This window comes from Streptomyces sp. NPDC094143, from assembly GCF_040303825.1.
Classification (GTDB): Bacteria; Actinomycetota; Actinomycetes; order Streptomycetales; family Streptomycetaceae; genus Streptomyces.
Genome location: NZ_JBEOTZ010000042.1, coordinates 30,693 through 47,861 on the forward strand (window position 1 = coordinate 30,693; position 17,169 = coordinate 47,861).

Here is a 17,169-nt window from a genome sequence, read left to right on the forward strand (position 1 = left end):
GCTCCCGCGTGGGTGGACGCGCCGGGTGGCGCCGGGTGGTGCCGCGTGGTGCCATCCGTGTCACATGGTGACGTCAGGGCTGCGCCTCGGATCGACCGGACCGAGCGGCGCGTGCCGCGATGATCAGGCGGAAGCGTCAGTGCCCCGGCCGCGGACGGTGTCCGGCAGGGGGGCCGGCAGGCGGCGGATCGGGCCCGGTCGTGGACGGGTGGCCGGAGAGGCGACGGACCGGTGCGATCGCGGGTCAGCGCGATCGCACCGGTCCGGGGTGCGACAGGGCGACGGGTACCGTCCGGGCCCGTCCCTCACCGCCGCTTGCGGGCGGGAACCACGAAGCGGGCGTAGACGAGGTCCCGCATGATGTCCTCGCCGCCCTCGACGATGGCCACGTACCGCATGTCGCGGACGAGCTTGCCGATCGGATGCTCCTGCGTGTAGCCGAGACCGCCGAACAGCTCCGAGCCGGTCGACACCACCTCCCAGCCCGCCTGGCCGCAGAAGAGCTTGACGGCCAGCGCGGAACGGAGCGTGCCGACCCGGTGCAGGCCGGTTCCTCCGCCCGCGGCCGCTTCGAGGAGTTCGTCGAACTCCGCCGCGGCCGTCCGGCACTGGTTGCGCATCACGTCGATCAGCGTCTCCATCTGCCCGAGCTTCCCGGCGAACACGGCGTTCTCGGTGAGCGGGGCACCCCTGAGCTTCTTGCCGGCCGCGTAGTCCATCGCCAGGTCACGCACGCGCCTGGCGATGCCCACCGCGCAGGCGGCGATCAGGATGCGGCTCGCGTTCAGGCTCGCCTCGAGGATGCGCAGCCCGCTGCCGTGGAGGCGGTGCGTGGCGGGAACGGCGCAATCGTCCAGACGCACCCGGTAGGTTCCCGTGCCCCGGACGCCGAGCAGGTCCCAGCGCTTGACGATCTCGACCCCGGGCGTGTCGCGCGGTACCGCGACGACGGCGAAGTCCGCGGCGTCGTCGGCGGACCGGGCGAGGACCAGCAGCAGTCCGGCCGCGTCGGTGTTGGTCGAGAAGTACTTGTCGCCGCTGAGCACCAGCCGGTCACCCTCCGCGCGGAAGGTGGTGCTGATCCTGACCAGCTCGCTGCCGGCCTCCTCCTCACTGCCGAGCACGGCGATCCGGCCGCCCTCGCTCACCAGCGACTCCAGGGCCGGGCGGGCCAGCTCCTCGCCGCCGAAGTGCTGAAGCATGACGCCGCCCAGGACCGGCAGGAAGGCGCCGAAGGCGAACCCGGCGTCGCCGTAGGCGAGTTCGGACACGACGTCGACGCTGTCCGTCACGGACAGGCCCAGTCCTCCGTACGGCCGGGGCACCCACCAGTTGGCCAGGCCGAGGTCGTGCAGCCGGGCCGCCTCGACCGTGGGCTGCTCCGGCAGGCCGTCGAAGTGCTCGTCCTTCCCGGCCAGTTCCGTCGCGGCGAAGTCCCGCACCCGGGCGAGCAGTTCCGCTGTCATGGCACCTTCTCCCTTCGGGGCCGGTCAGACCGGGTTGACGTGGTACATCGGGAAGTACGAGGCGATCCGGCCGTGCGCGTAGTCGTCGGCCAGTTCCGGCACCCGGTCGAAGTCGTAGACGACCTCCGAGCCCTTGGGCGCGATCCAGCCCTCGGCCTCCTGGAAGTCGCGGATGGCGGGCGATTCCTGCAACTGCCACACGTGGGTGTTCACGAGGATGTGGCGGCTGATGGACTCGGCGCCCCGCAGATGGGTCAGGCGCATCCCCGCCTTCCAGCCGCAGGTGGTGACGACCCCCGCGCGGGCCAGCGAGGCCAGGGTGATGTCGTACAAGGGCTGGCCGATGTTGTCCACGAAGATCGCGACCCCCTGGCCGTCGCTCAGCTCGTCGACCAGGTCGCGGAACCTGCGCACCGAGTCCCGGCGCCGCTGGTGGCGTTCCCGGTCCGTGCGCTGCTCCCGGGTGGGCAGCGAGAGGTCGGGGAACAGCCGGCGGTCCACCGGGGTGATCCCGTTCTCCCGCAGGAAGGCGACCCGCTCGTCCGAGCCCGCCGTCATCGCCACCCGGAACCCGGCACGCTTGGCCAGCAGCAGTTCGGCGAAGGCCACACCGCCGCCCCAGCCGAACACCAGGTGGTTCGCCGGGTCGTCGGCCACCTGGGTGCGCCAGCAGCCGTAGGCCTTGTGCCAGTTGTCCCAGGCCGTGAAGTAGCGCCCGTACGTGGCCCACTGGGCCAGCGAGTACGGGGTGCCGTCGGGGATGGGCAGCAGCACCCGCACGTCCATCTTGGACCGCTTGGCCAGCAGGCCGATGGTGTGCGGGGCGTCGTAGGCGTAGGCGAGTTCGGCGTAGCCGAAGCGGTCGAGCCTGCCGAACGGCATCAGCATGCACAGGTCTCCCTCGCGGACCCCGGTGTCCCGGCCACCCGCGTTCACCTGGAGCACGCGCACCACTCCCATGTTGCCGACGACCACCACGTCCTCGCCGCGGCTGCTGCACACGTCGATGGGTGAACGGGCCAGCGCGTGGTCGACGTTGGCCTCCCAGGAGCCGAGGATCGGCTCCACCAGGGCCTCGCCCTCCTCCAGCGGGCCGAAGGTGAACACGTCGCGCCGGAGCGCGCTGCCGGGACTGCCGTCGTGAGGGCCGGTCATCGCGCCGGAGCGCAGGACCCAGGCATCGGGCGAGTAGATGACAACCTCCTGAGTTCGAGTACGGGTCCGGGACGGGCGCGGTCAGCGGGCCGCGGTGCCCGGCACCCGGTAGTCCACCGCGACCCCGCCCCACGCCTCGCCGGCGCCGTAGGCGACGGCTCCGAGCCGGCCCGAGGCGGGCAGGGAGCCGGAGTCCAGCTCCTCGGCGAAGGCCAGGGGGATGGAGGCGGACGACGTGTTGCCGAAGTGCTCGATCCGGTTCACGAAGGGCACGCCGAGATGGGTGGTGAAGCCGCGGACCTGCTCCAGGATGCGGCCGTTGGCCTGATGGCCGACCAGGACGGTCGGCGCGGGGCCGTGGTCGAAGAGGTACTGCGCGGACTCCGACATGCGGCGCACGGCCCGGTCGTACACCTGCATGCCGTCCAGGTGGATGCCGCCCTCATCGGTCTCCCGCATGAGCGCCTCCTGCGAGCCGTCGCAGCCGGCGACCTGCCGGAAGGGCGCGAACGGCGCGCGGTCCTCCAGCAGGACGGCCGCTGCGCCGTCGGCGAAGATGCACGCCGTCTGCCGGTCCGTGCGGTCCACCAGCCGGGACATGGCCTCCACCGAGCACACCAGAACCGAGCGCGCCTGTCCGGACTCGCAGAGCGAGAGCCCGGTGACCAGTCCGTAGACGAACCCGCAGCAGGCCGCGTTCATGTCGAAGGCCAGCACCGCGGAGTCCAGGCCGGCCTGTCGCGCCACCTGCTGCGCGATGCCCGGGACGCGTTGGCGCACCGACGTGCTGACGACGACCAGGGCGCCGATCGAGGACGGGTCGGACAGCCGGGTCACGATCGGCGCGCACGCCTCCACGGCGACGTCCGTCAGCGGCATCCCGTCCGGCAGCCACGAGCGGGACGCGATGCCGCTGCGGCGCCGGATCCACTCGTCGGTGAGGCCGATCGACGCGAAGTCGTCGTTGGTGACCGTCCGTCCGGGCTTGGCCGTGGCGACATCGACGATGCCGGCGCTCACTGCCCGTTCGCCAGCTTCACGAAGTAGCTGCTGAAGTCGTCCAGGAAGGCGAAGGCCGCGGTCTCCTGCAGGTCGCCCTTGACCTGGAGTTCACGCTCCAGCTGCTGGTGCAGCTCGACCAGGTCGAGGGAGTCGAGGTCGAGGTCGGCGACCGGCCGGGTGAGGTCGTCGGGCCCCAGCGCCGGGTCGCGCTCGCGCAGTTTGGCCAGCATCGTGTCCGTGATACGGCTCTCGATGTCACTCATGCTCGTTCTCCGTTCGGGGGAATGGCTCACAGGGCTGGGGTGTCGGGCATGTCATCCGGGGCCGGGCTGCCCGGCCGCCAGCCGGTACAGGGGCTCACCGGACTTCAGGACCGTGCCGGCCGTCGCGGTGTGGGCCGTGACCCGTCCCGCGAGCTCCGCCACGATCTCCGTGCTGGCCTTGTCGGTCTCCACGACCGCGATGACGTCCCCCCGCTCGACCAGGTCACCGACGGCGGCGACCCACTCGATGAGCAGGGCCTCGCCGAGGCCGTGGCCGAAGCTGGGAACGTACATGTCCACCGGGGAGTCGGTCACTTCGTCATCACCAGCACCTCGTCCGTGATCTGCTGCACACCGATCAGGTAGTCCTTCTCGAAATCCGCCGGGGGGTAGGCCCGACGGGCAGGAGCCAGCCGGCGGACCGGAGCGCGCAGGACACCGAATCCGTGCTCGGCCACGAACGCGGCGATCTCGGCGCCGATGCCGACGTCCTTGGACCCCTCGTGCACGATCAGCAGCCGTCCGGTGCCGGCCACGGACTCCATCACCGTGTCCATGTCGAGCGGGGCCACCCAGCGCAGGTCCACCACCTCGACGTCCACGGCGGGGGCGAGGGCGTGCGCCGCCCGCAGCACCTCGTGGGTGACCGCGCCGAAGGTGACGATCGTCAGGTCGGCGCCGCGCCGCACCACCCGGGCCGCGGTCGGCGACTTCGCGGGCCGGGCGTCCCGGACGGGCGTGTTCCGCCGCCAGTACAGGCGGATCGGTTCGTACATCACCACGGGCGAACCGAGTCGTACCGCGTAGCGCAGGATCTGGTCGGCGTCCTCACCGGTGGACGGGCACGCCACCGACAGACCCGGAACGCGGGCGAACAACGCCTCGTTGGACTCGCTGTGGTGCTCGACCCCCCGGACGCCGCCGCCGCTCGGGATGCGCACCACCAGGCTCGGGCTGACCTGCCCGTTCCACCGCTCGCCGATCCGGGCCGCCTGGGTCACCAGCTGGTTCACCGCCGGATAGGTGAACCCGTCGAACTGGATCTCGCAGACCGGGACCAGCCCGCTCATCGCCAGACCGACCGCCTGGCCGACGATCGTGGACTCGGCGAGGAGCGAGTCGCGGACCCGGTCCGCTCCGAAGCGGTCCCGCAGGCCCCGGGTCACCCGGAAGACGCCCCCGAGCCGGCCGATGTCCTCGCCGAGCAGCAGCAGGGCGGGCTCCTGGTCGAGCAGGTCGGCGAGGGTGGCGTTGATCGACTCCGCCAGGGGCACGGACGCGGTGCTCATCACGTGTACTCCTTCATCAACTGCTCGCGCAGCACCCGGACTTCGGCCTCGACGCCGTCGAACCACGCGGCGTCCACCAGGCCCGTCTCCCGCAGCCGGGCCGCGTAGGCGGTCACCGGGTCCGCCGCTCGGGCCCGGGCGATGTCCTCGCCGGTGCGGTAGATCTCCTGGGCGTCGGAGGTCGAGTGGCCGTGCATGCGTGTCACCTGGATCTCCACGAGCCAGGGCGAGCGCTCCGCGCGGACGTGGGCGGCGGCCCGCGAGCAGGCGGAGAAGACGGTCTCCGGATCCCCGCCCGGGATCCGCACGGCCTCGATCCCGAAGCCCCGGGCGCGCTCGGCCAGCGAGGTGCGCATCTGCTCCCGGGCCGGCTTGGAGATGGCCCAGCCGTTGTTCTGGCAGACGAACAGCACGGAAGCCGACTCGACGGCGGCGAGGTTCATCGCCTCCGACATGTCGCCCTCGCTGGTGGCGCCGTCCCCGATGTACACGACGACGAAGTCCTCGCGGCCCTGCAGCCGTTGCCCGATCGAGTAGCCGACGCCGTGCAGCGTCTGCGCGGCCAGCACCAGGGTGTAGGGGAAGAAGCGCAGGCCGAGCGGGTCCCAGCCGCAGAAGGTCCGGCCGCCCCACTGCGCGACCAGTTCGGCGGGCGTCACACCGCGCAGGAGGGCGACGGCGTGTTCACGGTAGCTGGGGAAGACGGTCGGGTCCGGGCCGACGGCGAGCGCGGAGCCCACCTGGGCGGCCTCCTGCCCCTGGCAGGACAGCCAGAGGTCCAGTGCTCCCTGCTTCTGCAGTTGCCGGGCCTCCTCGTCGACGCCCCTCGCCACCAGCATGTGGCGCAACAGCGACCGCCGCGTGTCGTCGTCTGGATCTGTCGTGTACTCGGATTCTGCCGTCAAGTCCGATCACCAGTCGTAGGTCCGTCGAGGGGCTTTCTGCCGTCATGCGTGCGGAACACACCGGAGGGCTTCCCGCGGAAAGGGAAACCACATGGCGCGGGCCGGACGCGGAATACCGGTGGAAAAGAGAAACCGGTGCTCGCGCGCAGGTGGGGCGTACGTCGGTGCGTATCCACCCCGGTAGTAGTCCGGTGCGGAATGGTGAAAAGAGAAACCTTCGACCGGCCGTTCTCCAGGACGGTCCCGGACCGAGGCGAGAAAAGGGCCGACCCGGATACGGAGGTGCCCGCCCCGGGCCGCTGATCGGTCATGGTGGCACAAGAACCCCGGCGGATACAGATTGCGGCGGGCGACCGGGAGGCCGGTGTTCTTCCGCCTTGTGAGGTCGGCGGCCGAGACCTAAGTTGGCGTTGGCATTCCAGGGGCACTGCGGATGCCGGGATGTCCCGTCGACGGGACGACGCCGATCGGTGAACCCGCCCCTGGCCCTTTCCCGAACTCGGCCTGGCGTTTATTCCTGCCGAGTCCCCGCGACATCTAGGACGGTGGCATGAGCACGAACCCTTTCGATGACGAAGACGGCCGCTTCCACGTGCTGGTCAACGACGAGGACCAGCACTCCCTGTGGCCGGTGTTCGTCGACACGCCCGCGGGCTGGCGGGTGGTTTTCGGCGAGGCGTCCCGGGCCGAGTGCCTGGAGTACGTCGAGCGGAACTGGACGGACCTGCGCCCGAGGAGCCTGCGCGAGGCGATGGCGGAGGGCTGAACTCCGGCCGTACGGACCGCGGTGGGGAGACGACGGTGGGGGAGGGCATCCTGTGACGACGGTGAGCCGGTACACGACGACCATGGCGGGAGCCGGCGGGGGAGGCGCACCGCGTGAGGCGGTGCTGTCCTTCGTCGGCGGACAGGCCACGGTGGGCACGTCGGGGATGACCTTCCCGCAGGGCCTGCCGGAGCGGTCCTGGGAGCGGATCGGGAGCGGCCTGCGTGAACTCACGAACTCCTCGGCGTGGTGGCTCGGCGACTGGCTGATCTACGGGGAGACCACCTACGGGGCGCGGCGCTACCGGGAGGCCGTCGAGCGGACCGGCCTCGACTACCAGACGCTGCGCAACTACGCGTGGGTGGCCCGCCGGTTCGAGCACCACCGCAGGCGGGACAGCCTCAGCTTCGCCCACCACGCGGAGGTCACCAGCCTGCCCCCGCACGAGCAGGACCACTGGCTGCACGAGGCCGACCGGCTCAAGTGGTCGCGCAACGAGCTGCGCAGGGCGCTGCGCGCCGGACCGGCCGAGCGGCGCGGAGCGGCCGGATCCGCCCCGGGCGGCGTTCTCCCGGCCGCATCCGCCCCGGGCGGCATCCCGCCGGCCGGTGCCGCCCCTGCGGGCGGCGACACGCGCCGCGAGGCGTCCCGGACCGACGCCCCGGGTGCCACCGGCGAACCGCGCGGGAAGGTCACCACCCTCACCATCGAACTGTCCGCCGGACAACTGGACCACTACTCGCAGGTGGCAGCCGCGCACGGGCTGCCCGTGGAGCAGTGGGTGACCCGGATGCTCGACGCCGCCGACCGGCGTACCGCCTAGTGGCGCCCGCCACGGCCCCTTCCCCGGTGGCGTGCGGCCGGCCGGACCGGCCCCACGTCCCTCACATCGGAGTCAGTTGATGATCCTTCAGGGCAAGCGGGTCGACCTGCCCCCGGAGCCCGTCGTCCACCGGCGGTTCGAGGCGCACGCCGAGGCCACCCCCGACGCCGTCGCCGTCTTCTGCGCCGGGCGCCGGATGACGTACGCGGAGCTGAACGCGGAGGCGAACAGGTTCGCCCACGTCCTCGTGGCTCGCGGACACGGGCGGGGCGCCAAGGTCGGGATCTGCCTCGACTACTCGATCGACATGCTCGTCGCCGTCCTCGGCACGTTGAAGGCCGGGGCGGCCTACGTGCCGCTCGACCCGGCCTACCCGGCGGCGAGGCTGCGGTTGCTGCTCGGCCAGATCCCGGATCTCGCCCTGATCGTGGCGTCCCCGGCGACGGCCCCGCTGGTCGCGTCGTCCTCCGCCGAGGTCGTCGACCTCCGCCGGCTGCCCGGCCCTCCGGCCGGCCACCCCGACACCGGCCCCGACGTCCGCGTCACCGGGGACGACATCTGCTACGCGGTCTTCACCTCCGGCTCGACCGGGACGCCGAAGCTCACCGCGATCCGGCACGAGGGCTGGTTCAACCTGCTGAACTGGCTGACGGACGAGTACGGACTGCACCGCGGCTCGCACCACCTGGTCGTCAGCGCCTTCGGGTTCGACCTCTCCCAGCGCAGCCTGATGGCTCCGCTCTTCTGCGGCGCCACCCAGCACCTGATGGCGAGCCGGAACGTCGACGTGATGATGGCCTACCGCATGCTGACCGAGCACGACATCCGCGTGGTGCACTGCGCCTCCAGCACGCTGTACCTGCTGGTGGACCGGGAGACCGCGCGGGGCGGAGACGCACTCGCCCGGCTGGACTACCTGCTGTTCGGCGGCGAACCGCTGAAGAACGAACGGATCGCCGACTGGGCGGCGCGCGAGGGCACCACGTGCACCCTCCTGCACCAGTACGGTGTCGCCGAGTGCACGGACGTCGCGACCTCCTACGACCTCGCCGGGCACCGGCCCGGCGACCGGCACGCCGCTGCGGTGGGCCGGCCCGCGCACAACACGGACATCCTCCTCCTCGACGAGCAACTGCGCGCCGTCGCGCCGGGGGAGAGGGGCGAGATCTGCATCGCCGGGATCGGTGTCGGCGCGGGTTACCTCAACGGCTCGGGTCCCGAGTCCGAGCGGTTCACTTCGGCCGAGGTGGACGGCGTGCCCCGGCGGCTGTACCGCACGGGCGACCGCGGCTACGTGACGGAGGCCGGGGACCTGGTCGTCCTGGGCAGGATCGACGCGCAGGTGAAGGTCCGGGGCATGCGCATCGACCCCGCGGACATCGAGCGGGCGCTGGGCCGGCTGGCCGGGGTGCGGGAAGCCGCGGTCGTGGTCGCTCCCGCGCAGTCGGGCGAGGCCGAACTGACCGCGTTCGTCGTGCCCGAGGGAGACGTCCTCGCCGAGGACGCGGTGCGCGAGGGCCTCCTGCGGTCACTGCCGCGGAACATGGTCCCGGCCCGGTTCATCGGCATTGCGCACATCCCGCTGAGCCCGCACGGCAAGGTCGACCGCGCGGCGCTGCTCGACGCGTTCCGCAACGGCCCCGCCGGCAGCGGCACGGCGGCCTGACCCGCGGACCGCGATGACGACGAGGGGAACCCAATGATCACCGACGACGTGCGCGCCATCTGGTGCCGGGAACTCGGGCGCGACCACATAGCGGACGACCAGAACTTCTTCGCCCTGGGCGGCCAGTCCCTGATCATGGCCAGGATCCAGGGCGCGTTCGCCGACGAACTGGGCGTCGAGGTGCCCATGGACCGGCTGTTCCTCAACCCGACGATCGCCTCGGTCTCCGCCTACATCGGGTCCCTGGACTCGATGGCTCCTCCGCATCGGACCTGAGGGGTGGCCGCGTCACCCCGGGTCGACCCGGACCACAGACCGCCTGGCAGGAGAGGCGCCATGTACGACGTGATTGTCATAGGTGCCCGGTGCGCGGGAGCGCCGACGGCCATGCTCTTCGCACGTCAGGGCTATCGGGTCCTGCTCCTGGAGAAGGCGCGCTTCCCGCAGGACACCCTGTCCTCGCACTACATCCACCAGCCCGGTGTGGCCCTGCTGAACCAGTGGGGGCTGCTCGACGAACTGCGCGCGGCGGGCTGCCGCCCGATCGACCACCAGAGCTACCAGGCACCCGGTGTCCGCCTGGACGGCTTCTCGCTGCCGGTCGACGGACAGCGCACCACCTACGCGCCCCGGCGGTACGTCCTCGACCCGATCCTCGCGCGCGGCGCCGTCGCGGCCGGTGCGGAGTTCCGGGAGTCCTGTGCCGTCACCGACCTGGTCTTCGAGGGCGACCGGGTGGTCGGCGTGCGGCACACCACGCCCGGCGGGGCCACGGCCACGGAGCGGGCCCGTCTCGTCGTGGGCGCGGACGGCATGCGCTCACTGGTGGCCCGCAAGGCCGGCGCGCGCAACGTCGTCGAGCACCCGCGGCAGACCTGCACTTACTACAGCTACTGGGCCGGGGTGCCCGCGCACTTCGAGTCCTACGCGCGCCCCGGGCGCTGGATCGGCGTCATCCCGACCAACGACGACCTCACGCTGCTCATGGCCTACTTCCCGCAGGACGAGTTCTCGGGGGTGCGCAAGGCGGTGGAACCCGCCTACCTCGACGCCTTCCGCACCACGGCGCCCGAGCTGTACGAGCGGATGCAGGCGGGCGAGCGCGTGGAGCAGCTGTACGGCACGGGGCACCAGGAGAACTTCTTCCGCAAGGCCCACGGCCCCGGCTGGGCCCTGGTCGGCGACGCGGTGAACCACAAGGACTCCATCACCGCCCGCGGCATCACCGAGGCCTTCCTCCAGGCCCGGACCCTCACCCGGCACATCGGGGACCGGCTCCACGACCCCAGGGCGCTGCAGGCGGCGCTGGAGCGGTACGAGGAAGACCTCGACGAGGACCACACCAGCTTCTACCAGGCCGCCCTGAACGTGGCCGAGCTCAAGCCCGAGGGGCGCACCGACATGCTCCGGAAACTGGTCGGCCACCAGGACCTGATCGACCGGTACTTCTCGACCCTGTCGGGCGCCTGCTCCATCGACGACTTCTACAACACCGACCTGCTGACGCTGCTCGACCAGAGCTGAGTGACGGCTCGCTGCGCGGCGGCCCCGCCGATTTTGGAGAAACAATGATCCCGTTGTCGTTCGCGCAGCGTCGGCTGTGGTTCGTGCACCAGTTCGAGGGTCCGTCGTCGACGTACAACGGCGCCTTCGCCCTGCGGCTGACCGGTGACCTGAACGTGGGCGCTTTGGAGTCGGCGCTCCGCGACCTCGTCGACCGGCACGAGGTCCTGCGCACGGTGATCGCCGAGGACGACGACGGCGTCCCGCACCAGCGGGTGCTGCCGCCAAAGGCGGCGCCCCTCGCGCTGCCGGTCGCCGACGTCGCGCGGGAGGAGGAGCGGGCCGCGGCCGTGCACGACGCGGCCACCGCACCCTTCGACCTCGCCGCCGACGTCCCGCTGCGCGCCCGGTTGCTGCGGTCCGGGCCGCACGAGCACACCCTGGTGCTCGTCGCCCACCACATCGCGGTGGACGGGGAGTCGTTCGGGCCCCTGTTCCGTGACCTCGCCCTCGCCTACGGTGCCCGCCGCGAGGGCCGGGCCCCGGCGTGGGAGCCGCTCGCCGTGCAGTACGCGGACTACACGCTGTGGCAGCGGGACGTGCTCGGCGACGAGTCGGATCCCGGCAGCCTGGCCGCCCGCCAACTGGAGTACTGGCGGCGGGCGCTGGCCGATCTGCGGCAGCCGCTGGCCCTGCCCACCGACCGCCCCCGCCCCAAGGCCGTCGGTCCGCACGGCGACGTGATCCGGTTCACCGTGGACCCCGAGCTGCTCCGGTGTGTGGAGCGGCTGGCCGCGGAGCAGGGCACCACCGTGTCGATGGTCATGCACGCGGCGCTCGCGGTCCTCCTGCACCATCTCGGCTGCGGCGACGACATCCCGATCGGCGCACCGATCGCCGGCCGCACCGACGAGGACCTGCGCGACCTCGTCGGCTTCTTCGTCAACACCTGGGTGCTGCGCGTCGACCTGTCGGGCGACCCGGCCTTCCGCGAGCTGCTGGAGCGGGTACGGGACACCTCCCTCGCCGCCTACGACAACCAGGACATGCCGTTCGAGCGGCTCGTGGAACTGCTCAACCCCGAACGCTCCGCCGCCTACAACCCCTTCTTCCAGGTCATGCTCTCCTGGCAGCCGCCCGTGCCGGACCTGGAACTGCCCGGCCTCGGCGTCCGGGCCGAGCGGCTGGAGACGGCGACGGCCAAGTTCGACCTGTTCTTCGACATGCTCCCGGACGGCACGGGCGGGGCGCGATGCCGCCTGGAGTACGCCACCGACCTGTTCGACGCCGGCACGGCCGAGTCCGTCGCGCACCGCTTCGTCCGCGTCCTGCGGCGTCTGGCCGCCGACCCGGGGCAGCGCGTCGGCGGACTGGACGTGCTCGACCCGGCCGAACGGGACCTGCTGCTGGTCCGGCTCAACGACACGGCGACCGCGGTGCCGGAGGTGACCGTCCCGGGCCTGTTCGAGCGGCAGGTGGCCCGTACCCCGAACGCCCCGGCCGTCGTGTGCGACGACCGGACGCTGACCTACCGGGAGCTCGACGACCGGGCCGACGGCATCGCCCGTGAACTCGCCCGGCGTGGCGCCGGACCCGAGGAGCTGGTGGTCCTGGCCCTGCCGCGCACCGAGGACCTGGTCGCCGGTCTGCTCGGCATCCTCAAGTCCGGCGCCGGCTACCTGCCCATGGACCCCCGGCACCTCGGCGGGCGGGCCGCGACCGTACTGGCCGAAGCACGCCCCCGGTTCGTCGTCACGGACACCGCGACGGCGGCCGCCCTGCCGCCCCACGCCATGGCGGTCGTCGACCTCGACCGCCGCGCGCAGTGGGAGGCGACCGGATGGGCACCGGGCCGGACCGGCACGCCGCACCCGGACAACCTGGCGTACGTGATGTACACCTCCGGCTCCACGGGCACGCCGAAGGGAGCGGCGGTCACCCACCGCAACGTCGTCAACGGCGTGCGGGCCCTGGCCCGTGTGCTGGACGCGCCGGCCGGCTTCCGGATGCTGGCCGGCACCTCGGTCAACTTCGACGTCTCGGTCTTCGAGTTGCTGTCCACCCTGACCACCGGCGGCACGGCCGAGATCGTGCCGGACGTGCCGGCCCTCTTCGAGCGCGGCGGCTGGGACGGCCAGGTGATCAGCGCGGTGCCCTCGGTCCTCGCGGAACTGGTCGGCCGGCTGGACCGGATGAGCGGCGTGCGCACCGTCGTCCTCGCGGGCGACGTCCTCCCCGCCTCCCTCGTCGGCCAGGTGCGCGAGGCCCTGCCCGGCGTGCAGGTGGTGAACTCCTACGGCCAGAGCGAGAGCTTCTACGCCACGACGTTCTCCCTCACCGCGTCCGAGCAGGTGCCGCAGGGCGACGTCACCCCCATCGGCACGCCCCTGGACAACATGCGCGCCTACGTCCTCGGCCCCGGGCTCGCCCCGGTGCCACGGGGCGTGACCGGGGAGCTGTACGTGGTGGGGACCTGCCTCGGCCGCGGCTACCACGGCCGCCCCGGCATGACGGCCGAGCGGTACGTGGCGAGCCCGTTCGGCCCGCCGGGCGAGCGGATGTACCGCACGGGCGACCTGGCCCGCTGGAACGCGCGCGGAGAGCTGGAGTGCCTGGGCCGGGCCGACGGCCAGGTGAAGGTGCGCGGCTTCCGCATCGAGACCGCCGAGGTCGAGGCCGCGTGCCTGCAGCACCCGGGGATCAGCCAGGCCGTGGTGATCAGCAGGGAGGCGCCGTCGGGCGGGCGGCGGCTCGTCGCGTACGTGGTGCACACCGGCGAGGGAGCCGTCGGCGACGACGGCGCCGGCGGCATCGGAGACGTGGACGTGATGGCCGGAGCCTCACCCGCCGAGCTGCGCCGGTTCGTCGCGGCCCGGCTGCCCGACTACATGGTGCCGTCGGCCTTCGTGGCACTCGGCCGGATGCCGCTCGGCCCGACGGGCAAGCTGGACCGCTCCGCGCTGCCCGAACCGGAGTTCACCGGGGAGACCTACCGGGAGCCGCGCACCGAGGCCGAGGCCGTCATCACCGCCGCGTACGCCGACGTGCTCGGGGTGGAACGAGTCGGTGCCGACGACGACTTCTTCGCGGTGGGCGGGGACAGCCTGCGGTCCATCCAGGTGGTGGCGCGGGCCCGGGCCCGCGGCCTGGACCTCACCACGCGGGAGATCTTCGAGTGCCGCACGGCGGCCCGCCTCGCCGAGGTGGTCTCCGCCCGCCGCGACCGCACCCCCGCCCTCGCCGAGGACGAGGAGGGCGGCATCGGGCCGATGCCCCTGCCCCCGGTGGCCCGGCACGTCTTCGAACACGGCGGCGGCATCGACCGGTTCGCCATGGCGATGACGCTCGAACTGCCCGCCGGCATCGACGAGCACGGACTCGCCGCGACGCTCGACGCCGTGCTCGACCGGCACGATCTGCTGCGCGCGCGGCTGGTGCGCGGCCCCGAACCCGCCCTCCTGGCACGCCCCAGGGGAACCGTACGGGCGGCGGACCTGATCCACCGGGTGCCCTGCGACGGCCGCTGGGACGAACCGGCCGCGCTGCGGGCGGCCAGGGCGGAGCTGGACGCGGCGGCCGGGCGCCTCGATGCGGAGGCCGGGATCCTGGTGGACGCCGTCTGGTTCGCCGCCCCGTCGGGAGCCGGCAGGCTGCTGCTGGTCGTGCACCACCTGGTGGTGGACGGCGTCTCCTGGCGCATCCTCATGGCGGACCTCGCCGAGGCGTGGCAGCGGATCCGGGCCGGCCGCACCCCCGCCCTGCCCGAGGTCGGCACGTCCGCCCGGCGCTGGGCGGCGGCGCTTCAGGAGGAGGCGTACTCCGAGCAGCGGGAGGCCGAACTCCCTTACTGGCTGGACCTCCTGGAGACGCCCGACCCGCCGCTCGGCGCCCGGCCCTTCGACCCGGCGGTGGACGTGATGGCCACCGTCGACACCGTGCGGGTGGAGCTGCCCGCCGAGGTCACCGAGGCGGTCCTGACCACCCTGCCCGCGGCGTACCGGGGCACCGCCACCGACGTCCTGCTCGCCGCGCTGGCCCTGGCGGTGGACCGCTGGCGCGGCGCGGACCGCCCCACGCGGGTGCGGCTGGAGGGACACGGCCGCGAGACGGAACTCGTCCCGGGAGCCGACCTCTCGAGGACCGTCGGGTGGTTCACCAGCATGCACCCGGCCCGGATCGACGTCAGCGGAGTGGACTGGGCCGAGGCGCTGGCGGGCGGCCCCGCGGCCGGGGCCGCGATCAAGCGGGTCAAGGAGCAGCTGCGCGCCGTACCCGACAAGGGCATGGGATACGGGCTGCTGCGCCACCTCAACACCGACACCGCAGATCAGCTCTCCGGATACCCGGCACCGCAGATCGGGTTCAACTACCTCGGCCGGATCTCCGGCGCCGACGTGCCCGAGGAGCTGCGCGCGGACGGCTGGGGCCCGTCGCCCTGGTCCACCGAGCTGGTCCCGGCACCCGACCCGGACCTGCCCGCGCTGTCCGTGCTGGAGGTCAACTCGGTCGCCACGGACGGTGCGGACGGCCCGCGGCTGCAGACCGCCTTCATGTTCGCCACGGGCGTGCTGTCCCGTGAACGGACCGCGGAGCTGGCCCGGTTGTGGGTCGAGGCGCTGCACGGCATGGCCGGGCACGCCACCCGCCCCGAGGCCGGCGGTCTCACCCCCGCCGACGCACCGCTGGTCGCGGTGGGACAGGACGAGATCGAGACCTGGGAACGGCGCTACGGGCGGCTCGCCGAGGTGTGGCCGCAGGCCCCGGGACAGTCCGGCATCCAGTTCCAGGCCGCGCTCGCCGACGGCTCCTTCGACGTCTACCACATGCAGTTCGTGCTGCACCTGTCCGGCCGGGTGGAGCCGGAGCGCGTGCGCGCCGCCGGACAGGCCCTGCTCGACCGTCACCCGAACCTGCGGTCGGCGTTCCTCACCGCCGCCGGGGGCGATCCCGTGCAGGTCGTGCCGGAACACGTCCGGCTGCCCTGGCGGCACATCGACCTGACCGGCCGGGACACCGCCGGGACGGACGCGGTACTCGACCGGGCCCTCGCCGAGGACCGGGCCGACCGCCTCGACCCCGCCCGCCCCCCGCTGTTCCGCCTCGCCCTGCTGACCTACGGGCCGGCGCGGGCCAAGCTGATCATCACCGCCCACCACACCCTGTTCGACGGCTGGTCCTCCCCGGTGGTGATCACGGACCTGGTGCGGCTCTACGCCGGCACCGAGGAACTCGCCCCGGTCCGCAGCTACGGCGACTACCTGACGTGGCTGTCCACCCGGGACCGGGAGGCGGCGGCCGCCGGATGGGCCGCGGCGCTCGACGGGTTCGACCAGCCGACCCTCGTCGCCCCCAACGCCCCGCTCCAGCAGGACGTGTCCGCCCTCGGCCGCATCGAGGTGCCCCTGTCCATCGACAAGGGCCGCGGACTCGCCCGGCGCGCCGCGCAGCTCGGCGTCACCCTCAACACCCTCCTCCAGGGCGCCTGGGGAATCCTGCTGTCCACGCTCACCGGGCAGCAGGACGTGGTGTTCGGAGCCGCCGTCAACGGCCGCCCGGCGGACGTACCCGGCTCGGACGGGATGGTCGGCCTGTTCATCAACACCCTGCCGACCCGGGTGACGATCCGGCCGGACCGCAGCGTGGGCGACCTCGTCACCGACCTCCAGGACCGGCAGACCGCGCTGCTCGACCACCACCACCTCGGCCTCGCCGACATCCAGCGCGGCTCCGGGCTGCCCGCCCTGTTCGACACGATCGTCGTCTTCGAGAACTACCCCGTCGACCGCGAGGGCATCGTCGACGCCAACCTCGCGGCAGGCTTCACCATCGACGCCATCCGCCCCTTCGCCGGCTCCCACTACCCCCTCACCCTCAACGCCTCCGACCCCTACCTGCGGCTCTCCCTCGACTACCAGAACAACCTCTACGACCGCGCGGACGCCGAGGTGATCGCCGCCCGGCTGGTCCGGATCCTCGACCAGCTGCACGACGATCCGACGCTGCCGGTGAGTGCGGTGGAGGTGCTGTCGGCGCAGGAGCGGGATTGGCTGGTGCGGGGGGTGAACGACACGGCGGTCGCCGTGGAGCCGGGGACGTTGCCGGATGCGTTCGAGGCGCAGGTGGCGCGGGATCCGGACCGGGTGGCGGTGATCGCGGACGGGGAGTCGCTGAGTTACGGGGAGTTCAACCGGCGGGCGAACCGGCTGGCGCACTGGCTGGTGGAGCGGGGTGCGGGGCCGGAGCGGCTGGTGGCGGTGCGGGTGCCGCGGTCGGTGGATCTGCTGGTGGCGGTGTACGCGGTGGTGAAGTCGGGGGCGGCGTATGTGCCGTT

The 17,169-nt window shown here is 72.6% G+C and carries 13 protein-coding genes; 6 read left to right on the forward strand and 7 right to left on the reverse strand.

Going from position 1 to position 17,169, the window contains the following annotated elements; genetic code table 11:
* Window positions 1-305: 305 nt before the first annotated feature.
* From ABTZ58_RS34540 to ABTZ58_RS34570, 7 genes are all read right to left on the reverse strand, one after another.
* Complete coding sequence (locus tag ABTZ58_RS34540; protein WP_351365644.1) at window positions 306-1,466, reverse strand: acyl-CoA dehydrogenase family protein; 1,161 nt, start codon at window positions 1,464-1,466, stop codon at window positions 306-308.
* 24 nt (window positions 1,467-1,490) lie between these two features.
* Complete coding sequence (locus tag ABTZ58_RS34545) at window positions 1,491-2,621, reverse strand: zinc-binding alcohol dehydrogenase family protein (protein WP_351365647.1); 1,131 nt, start codon at window positions 2,619-2,621, stop codon at window positions 1,491-1,493.
* An 81-nt stretch (window positions 2,622-2,702) separates the two neighbouring features.
* Complete coding sequence (locus ABTZ58_RS34550) at window positions 2,703-3,641, reverse strand: ketoacyl-ACP synthase III (RefSeq protein ID WP_351365650.1); 939 nt, start codon at window positions 3,639-3,641, stop codon at window positions 2,703-2,705.
* A complete protein-coding gene (locus tag ABTZ58_RS34555; protein WP_351365653.1) occupies window positions 3,638-3,886 on the reverse strand; it encodes a phosphopantetheine-binding protein in 249 nt (82 codons plus the stop codon). Before ABTZ58_RS34555 ends, ABTZ58_RS34550 begins: the two co-directional genes overlap by 4 nt.
* A gap of 51 nt (window positions 3,887-3,937) precedes the next feature.
* A complete protein-coding gene (locus ABTZ58_RS34560) occupies window positions 3,938-4,201 on the reverse strand; it encodes a biotin/lipoyl-containing protein (RefSeq protein ID WP_351365656.1) in 264 nt (87 codons plus the stop codon).
* A complete protein-coding gene (locus tag ABTZ58_RS34565; RefSeq protein WP_351365659.1) occupies window positions 4,198-5,175 on the reverse strand; it encodes an alpha-ketoacid dehydrogenase subunit beta in 978 nt (325 codons plus the stop codon). Before ABTZ58_RS34565 ends, ABTZ58_RS34560 begins: the two co-directional genes overlap by 4 nt.
* Window positions 5,175-6,080: a thiamine pyrophosphate-dependent dehydrogenase E1 component subunit alpha gene (locus ABTZ58_RS34570; protein WP_351365661.1), complete on the reverse strand. Its 906-nt coding sequence runs from the start codon at window positions 6,078-6,080 to the stop codon at window positions 5,175-5,177. The genes ABTZ58_RS34565 and ABTZ58_RS34570 overlap by 1 nt, the downstream gene beginning before the upstream one ends.
* 550 nt (window positions 6,081-6,630) lie before the next feature.
* Here ABTZ58_RS34570 and ABTZ58_RS34575 point away from each other — a divergent pair.
* The 6 genes from ABTZ58_RS34575 to ABTZ58_RS34600 form a co-directional block, all read left to right on the forward strand.
* Window positions 6,631-6,846, forward strand: coding sequence for an MbtH family protein (locus ABTZ58_RS34575; protein ID WP_094055121.1), 216 nt, complete (start codon window positions 6,631-6,633; stop codon window positions 6,844-6,846).
* 52 nt (window positions 6,847-6,898) lie between these two features.
* Window positions 6,899-7,669 (forward strand): LmbU family transcriptional regulator, encoded by a 771-nt coding sequence (locus tag ABTZ58_RS34580; RefSeq protein ID WP_351365664.1) that lies wholly within the window; start codon window positions 6,899-6,901, stop codon window positions 7,667-7,669.
* A 79-nt stretch (window positions 7,670-7,748) separates the two neighbouring features.
* On the forward strand, window positions 7,749-9,335 hold the full coding sequence (locus ABTZ58_RS34585) for an amino acid adenylation domain-containing protein (RefSeq protein WP_351365667.1): 1,587 nt from the start codon (window positions 7,749-7,751) through the stop codon (window positions 9,333-9,335).
* 33 nt (window positions 9,336-9,368) lie between these two features.
* Window positions 9,369-9,611, forward strand: a complete 243-nt coding sequence (locus tag ABTZ58_RS34590) for an acyl carrier protein (protein WP_351365670.1) — start codon at window positions 9,369-9,371, stop codon at window positions 9,609-9,611.
* Between the two features lie 60 nt (window positions 9,612-9,671).
* Window positions 9,672-10,859, forward strand: coding sequence for an NAD(P)/FAD-dependent oxidoreductase (locus ABTZ58_RS34595; RefSeq protein ID WP_351365673.1), 1,188 nt, complete (start codon window positions 9,672-9,674; stop codon window positions 10,857-10,859).
* Window positions 10,860-10,903: 44 nt separating this feature from the next.
* The coding region (locus ABTZ58_RS34600; RefSeq protein ID WP_351365676.1) for a non-ribosomal peptide synthetase at window positions 10,904-17,169 on the forward strand (6,266 nt) is incomplete at its 3' end.

Excerpts from the sequence above, each read along its gene's own strand:
- ABTZ58_RS34565 (WP_351365659.1), bottom strand. The coding sequence starts at position 5,175 with ATGAGCACCGCGTCCGTGCCCCTGGCGGAGTCGATCAACGCCACCCTC.
- ABTZ58_RS34575 (WP_094055121.1), top strand. The coding sequence starts at position 6,631 with ATGAGCACGAACCCTTTCGATGACGAAGACGGCCGCTTCCACGTGCTG.
- ABTZ58_RS34545 (WP_351365647.1), bottom strand. The coding sequence starts at position 2,621 with ATGACCGGCCCTCACGACGGCAGTCCCGGCAGCGCGCTCCGGCGCGAC.
- ABTZ58_RS34585 (WP_351365667.1), top strand. The coding sequence starts at position 7,749 with ATGATCCTTCAGGGCAAGCGGGTCGACCTGCCCCCGGAGCCCGTCGTC.
- ABTZ58_RS34540 (WP_351365644.1), bottom strand. The coding sequence starts at position 1,466 with ATGACAGCGGAACTGCTCGCCCGGGTGCGGGACTTCGCCGCGACGGAA.
- ABTZ58_RS34595 (WP_351365673.1), top strand. The coding sequence starts at position 9,672 with ATGTACGACGTGATTGTCATAGGTGCCCGGTGCGCGGGAGCGCCGACG.
- ABTZ58_RS34590 (WP_351365670.1), top strand. The coding sequence starts at position 9,369 with ATGATCACCGACGACGTGCGCGCCATCTGGTGCCGGGAACTCGGGCGC.
- ABTZ58_RS34555 (WP_351365653.1), bottom strand. The coding sequence starts at position 3,886 with ATGAGTGACATCGAGAGCCGTATCACGGACACGATGCTGGCCAAACTG.